The organism is Actinoplanes sp. NPDC051633 (assembly GCF_040681735.1).
Classification (GTDB): Bacteria; Actinomycetota; Actinomycetes; order Mycobacteriales; family Micromonosporaceae; genus Actinoplanes.
Window position 1 is genome coordinate 1 of sequence record NZ_JBFAZH010000469.1, and the last position, 5,646, is coordinate 5,646.

2 protein-coding genes and 1 pseudogene are annotated in these 5,646 nt (G+C 70.1%); 1 reads left to right on the plus strand and 2 read right to left on the minus strand.

Going from position 1 to position 5,646, the window contains the following annotated elements; translation table 11 throughout:
- Window positions 1-1,017, minus strand: a pseudogene (locus tag AB0M20_RS24040) (exo-alpha-sialidase); the annotation flags it as partial.
- 335 nt (window positions 1,018-1,352) lie between these two features.
- Between AB0M20_RS24040 and AB0M20_RS24045 the strand changes: the two are divergent.
- Window positions 1,353-2,636: a BTAD domain-containing putative transcriptional regulator gene (locus AB0M20_RS24045; RefSeq protein ID WP_364301683.1), complete on the plus strand. Its 1,284-nt coding sequence runs from the start codon at window positions 1,353-1,355 to the stop codon at window positions 2,634-2,636.
- Between the two features lie 16 nt (window positions 2,637-2,652).
- On the opposite strand, the gene AB0M20_RS24050 is transcribed toward AB0M20_RS24045, so the two are convergent.
- Window positions 2,653-5,646 (minus strand): AAA family ATPase (locus tag AB0M20_RS24050; protein WP_364301685.1); only part of this gene is annotated, 2,994 nt, incomplete at its 5' end.

Below are 5,646 nucleotides of genomic sequence, written 5' to 3' on the forward strand. Positions count from 1 at the left end.
GCAGGCCGAGTTGTTGGTCCACTCTTCGGTGCTGCCGGTGCATTGTGTCGCGTCGGCGGAGCCGTTGTGGACGAACGCCCAGTTCCGGCCGCCGTCGGTGGACTTGTACAGGCCCCACTTCGCGGCGTCCGGCACGGGCCGGGTGATGCCGCTGCAGCACACGCTGGACATGCCGCGCAGGGCGGTGGTGGTCGCGACGTACAGCGTCTTGCGGTCTCCGGGCTTGACGATGATGTCGCCGATGCCCTTGCCGCTGAGCGCGTTCTTGCCGAGCGGACCTTCCCAGGTCAGGCCGCCATTGGTGGACTTGTAGAGCCCGACCCCCGCGACGCAGCCGGAGGCGCAGATGTTGGCCTCGCCGGTGCCGACGTAGATGGTCAGGCCGGTCGGGTCGTTGCGGTCGACCGTGACGGCGCCGGCCGCGTTGATGCCGAGCGGGCCGCCGAGGTACGCCCACTTCGGGTTCGCGGCGAGGATGTCCAGGGTGGCCCATACGCCGCCGCCGGCCGGGGTGATGTAGGCGCGGCAGAAGCCGGGCCGGCACCCGGAGGCGAGGGCGATCGACGTGGTCCGGCCGCCGGCCACGTACTCGTTGGGCACGTAGTTGTAGGCGTTGCGGAACTCGGTGAACGGGTACAACGCCTCGCTCGGGCCGATGTTCGTCCAGCGGTTCTGCCAGGCACGGCCGCGCGGTGCCGCGCGGCGGTCGGCGGAGGCGTACGCCGCACGGGACCGGTCGACCTGCGCGACCGAGATGGTGTTGGCGGGGTACGCGCGTTCGTCGAACTCGCCGAGCCCGAGGGCGCCGGGGCTGTCGAGCACCCCGCCGTTGGGCTGCGCCTGGTGCAGCGCGGCGAGGTGAGCGCCGGCGGCGCTCGGCATCTCGCCGTCGCCGGTCGCCGCCGCCCGGGCACCGGGCACCTCGGCGCCCGCCAGATGGAGTCCTGTCGCACCGGTCGTGACGGCGAGGGCCGCCACCAGTGCAGCGATGAGTATTTGCCGACGTCTGCGGGTCACGAGATCGCCCTCCGAGTTCCGACGCCACGGCACGGCAGCGATCGGCGACCGTCGCTGGCAGCGTCCTCCCGGAGAATGTCAAATTCAGTGGTCAGGGACAATGCCTGTGGCTAATCGTTGCAAGCTCTTAGCCGATCAACCGATGCCATTACATGTATCATAAAGCCATTCAGGTACGCGAATTGCGCGACCGCCTTCACCACGGCGACGAGAAACCGTACGGAACGGGCGGCTAAGGGCGGAATTGAAAGCGACGACGCTCGCGAGTGGACAAAGGTAGCGCCATACTTCGGGACGGCCTCGTGAAGGGCGGGCAGCGTAGCGGGAGGAGGAACATGATCGACCTCGATCCGCCGAACCCGTACGGTCAACTCTGCGTCGGGGTGCTGGGGCCGTTCGAGGTCTCGCTGACGGGGCGGCCGATCGCACTGACCTCGCCCAGGCTGCGGGCGCTGCTCGCCACACTCGCCATCGCGGCACCGGAGCCGGTCTCGGCGGACCAGCTGACGACCGCCGTCTGGGATGACGACCTGCCCAAGGTCCCTCGCAGGACGCTCCAGCTGTACGTGACACGCCTGCGCGGACTACTCGGTCCCGGGTCCATCGGCACCTATCCAGCCGGCTACGCGCTGGAGACCGACCCCGAGTGTGTCGACGCCGTCCGGTTCTCCCGGCTGCTCGACAGACTGGCGGCCGCACCGGACGCCGCGATGGAGCGGGCCGTACTGGTGGAGGCCCTCCGGTTGTGGCGCGGGACACCGTTTCAGGACGTGCGGTCGGCGTGGCTGGAGACATCCGTGGCGGCGGCGCTGCTCGAGCGCTACCTGACAGCGGTGGAGCGGCGGACCGACCTCGCCGTGGACGACAACGACAGTGACGGTCTGGTGCCGCTGCTGCGTCAGCTCGTCGCGCTGCACCCGCTGCGGGAGTCGCTGTGGGCGCGGTTGCTCGTCGCGACAACCCGCGCGGGCCGGCCGGCCGAGGCTCTCGATATGTACGAGGTCTTGCGAAAGCATTTGGCCAATGAGCTCGGGACCGATCCCGGACCGGAGCTGCGGCAGATCCACGCCGACCTGCTCGCGGGCAAACCTCCGACGATTGGCGGGACGCGCCGTTCCACGGGTGACCGGACGGTGCCGCGGCAGCTGCCGATGGACGTCGCCGGCTTCACCGGTCGTGAGACGGAGATGTCCGTTCTGGACCGGGTGCTGTCGGCGGATGTCCCGGCCGTGACGATCTATGCGATCAGCGGATCCGCCGGAGTCGGAAAGTCGGCTCTCGCGATCCATGCCGCTCATCGATTGTCCGGCCGGTTCCCGGACGGTCAGCTGTACGTCAATCTGCAGGGCGCCACCGCTGGACTCCAGCCGCTCGCGCCGCTCGACGTGCTGGGCAGGTTCCTGCGGGCCTTGGGCGCCGATTCCGCCGGCGTCCCGACCGAGGTTGAGGAAGCCGGCGCTCAGTTCCGCTCCACGGCAGCGGCGCGTCGTTTGCTCATCGTATTGGACAACGCGGCTGACTCCGCCCAGGTCCGACCGCTGCTGCCCGCCACACCAGGGAGCATGGTGATCGTCACCAGCCGCCGGATGCTGCCGGGGGTCACCGAGCAACTGAAGTAGCCAGAAATGGGAAATTTCAGTGGTTCGGCGTTTCCTCGAGTATGCCGGCGCGCTCGGCCAGGGCGGCGGCCTGGACTCGGTTGGTGACTCGCAGTTTGCGCAGAATATTGCTCACGTGCACGCTTGCGGTCTTCGGGCTCATGTAAAGCTCCGCGCCGATCTGGGCGTTGGTACGGCCGTCGGCGACCAGCCGCAGGACAAGAAGTTCTCGGGCGGTCAGCCCGTAGCGACGGGACAAAGGCACGGCGGCGTGTTCTGACTCCTCGTCCGTGGCTTGAAGTGAGATGCGGGCCCGGCGGGCGAGTCCTTCGATCGCCTCGGCCAACGGAGCCATGCCGGCCGCCGAGGCGGCGGCCCGGCGCAACGGTCCGGCCACTGTCGACGGAGATTGCCCTGCTTCGAGCCGCGCCTGGGCGTGGCGCCACCAGGCGTAGCCGGCGCGGTGTGGCCGTCCGAGTGCCTCCCACTCCGCCGCCGTGGCTTCCCACGCTGCCGGATGGCTGACGCCTTCGCCGCGACTGCGCTCCGCCGTCCACTCGGCGCGATCACCGGGGATGCGCACGGCGTACGGATGTTCAGTGAAGGGCCGCCCGCCCATCCGCTCCAGGATGCTCGCCAGGCGCTGGAGGGCTGCGTCGGCGGCGCCTTCGCCCAGCCGATCACCTTTCGCCCGGGCACGCAGGGCGAGGTCCGCGGCCGCTCGCGCCCCGAGCACCAGCAGCTCGCCGCACAGCAGCTCCTGCTCGGTTCCGTGCAGACGCGCGAGGACCTGCTCGGCTTCGGCGAGGGCGGCCTGCGGCTCACTGCGCCACAGGGCAAGCTCCACTGCGACCAAGGCGATCTCCCGGGCGAAGTCGACGTCGCCCAGGGCGGGCAGCAATCGCCGGATGGTGTCCAAGCGTTTCGCAGCCTGCTCCACACGTCCCCGGCGCAGGTCGAGCTGAACCCGGCAGGCGTGCAGCGGCCAGGTGTCAAGCCGGGGTCCGTCGGAGGTCAACGGGTCCAGCAGGCGGGCTGCCTCGGCCGTGTCACCCAGTTCGAGGATGGCCTCGACGGCGTTCGACAACGGGAAGATGGCGAAGACGGATTCGCCTCGCCCGATACGTTTGGCACGCTCGTAGCCCTCGAGCCCGACATCACGTGCCTCCTGCGGCCGGCCGGTCTTGAGAAGAAGATCGCTTTCGATTGCCGCAAGCAAGCCGCCAGATCCGGCGTCGGCGCTCGGGCTCTGAAGGCTGCGGACAAGATCGTTGCCGCGCTGCAGGGACGCGAACGCGTCATCGAGACGGCCGTTGACGATGTGCAGGCGGGCAAGATTGGCCAGAACTATGATCGCCACGTCGGTGGCCCCGGCTGCTTCGGCAACCACCAGCGCTTGATCGAGGTGGGAGAGACCGGCGTCGCTTTGTCCCTGACCGCGGAAGCCGTTGGCGTAGTGCAGAAGCGATTCGGCGTGCTCGCGCGATGCGGGGGTGCCTGTGAACAGTCGCAGCGCTTCGTCATAGAGCGGCCTCGCGGCAGCTGGGTCGTCGATCGAGCGGGACGAGCCGGTGAGGCTGTGAACACGCGCGGCTATCGCACGGTCGGGCCACGCTGCGAACCGGTGGTAGGTCTGCTCCGTGAGGCGGGCGGCCTCCTCTCGGCGACCGCAGCAGCCGAGCGCGTCGATCGCGGAGAGGTGCAGACCCGCCGGATCGAGATTCAGCCGTGCAGCGGCGTCGGGTAGCCGCTGCGACAAATCGATGGCCCGCAGCCAGAGGTCCGCGGCCTGCCCGAATGCGAATACCTGCAGCGCGGCCTCGGCCGCTGCGACGGTCGCCCGCAGTTCATCGGCGGGCCGGCCCGCGGCTGCCCAGTGCCCGGCAACCTCCGCCATCACGGCCGGATCACCGGTGGCCTCCAACACCATCGCCGTGCGCGCGTGTAGCGACAGCCGCTCGCCGGGCAGCAGGCCGGCGGTGACCGCCTCGGCGAGGAGCGCGTGGCGCGGCCGGCAGCCCCCGCCGTCGTCGTCGAACGGGGCGAGCAGCTTCGCCGCCGACAGCTCGCCCAGCGCCGGGCGGACCGCCGGCTCCGGCAGCCCCGTAACGGCCGCCAGTGACGGCTCCGTCAACGGCCGTTCGGCGACCGCCAGGCCGGCCAGCACCGCCCGCGCAGCGTCGCTCACCTGCCGGACCCGTCCGGTCAACAAGTCGGTCAGCCCACCGGGCAACCGGCGCGGCAGCTCCAGATCGCCGGCAGCCGGCCGGGTGAGCGCGGCGGCCATCAACTGTTCGACGTAGAACGGATTGCCCTGGGCGCGGGCGTGAAGCCGGTCGACGAACGCCGCGGATGGGGCGCCGCCCGCCAGGTCGGCAGCCTGCTCGGCCACCTCGTCCCGCGACAGCGGGATCAGCCGGACCTCAACGATCGCGGTCGACCGTCGGACCTGGGCGAGCCAGCTCAGAATGTGCTCTTCCACCGACGCTTCGTCGCTACGACACGTGACCACCAGGACCAGGGCCGATCCGGCGGCGGCGATGCGCAGGCAGGTGAGCAGATCCAAGGTGGCCGAGTCGGCCCAGTGAATGTCTTCGACCAGCAGCACCACCGGCGCCTCACCGGCAAGCTGCACCAGCAGCGCGGCGAACGCGGCGAAAAGTTGCTCCCGCCCAGCTAGCTGGGCTTGTCCACTCGCGCCCGGCGACTCGTCGCCCAACTGCGGCAGCAACCGGGCCAACTCGGCACGCACAAAACCCGGAAGGTGATCCAGCGCGCCCGCCAGCACCCGGCCTCCCCCGAGGCGATCAAGCTCGTGCAGCGCGTGAACGGCGGGCAACAACGGAAGCTTGTCGGCCAGCGGCAAACATCCACACGCCACGGTTACCGCACCGCGCTGCCGGGCGCTGTCCATCGCCTCGGCGACCAGCCGGGTCTTCCCTAGACCGGCGTCGCCCACCACCAGCACCAGCTGATACCCGCCGCGCAACGCCTCATCCAGAACGCCCAGTTCAGCGCGGCGACCCACGAA

Coding starts and splice junctions, on each gene's coding strand:
- AB0M20_RS24045 (WP_364301683.1), top strand. CDS start 1,353: ATGATCGACCTCGATCCGCCGAACCCGTACGGTCAACTCTGCGTCGGG.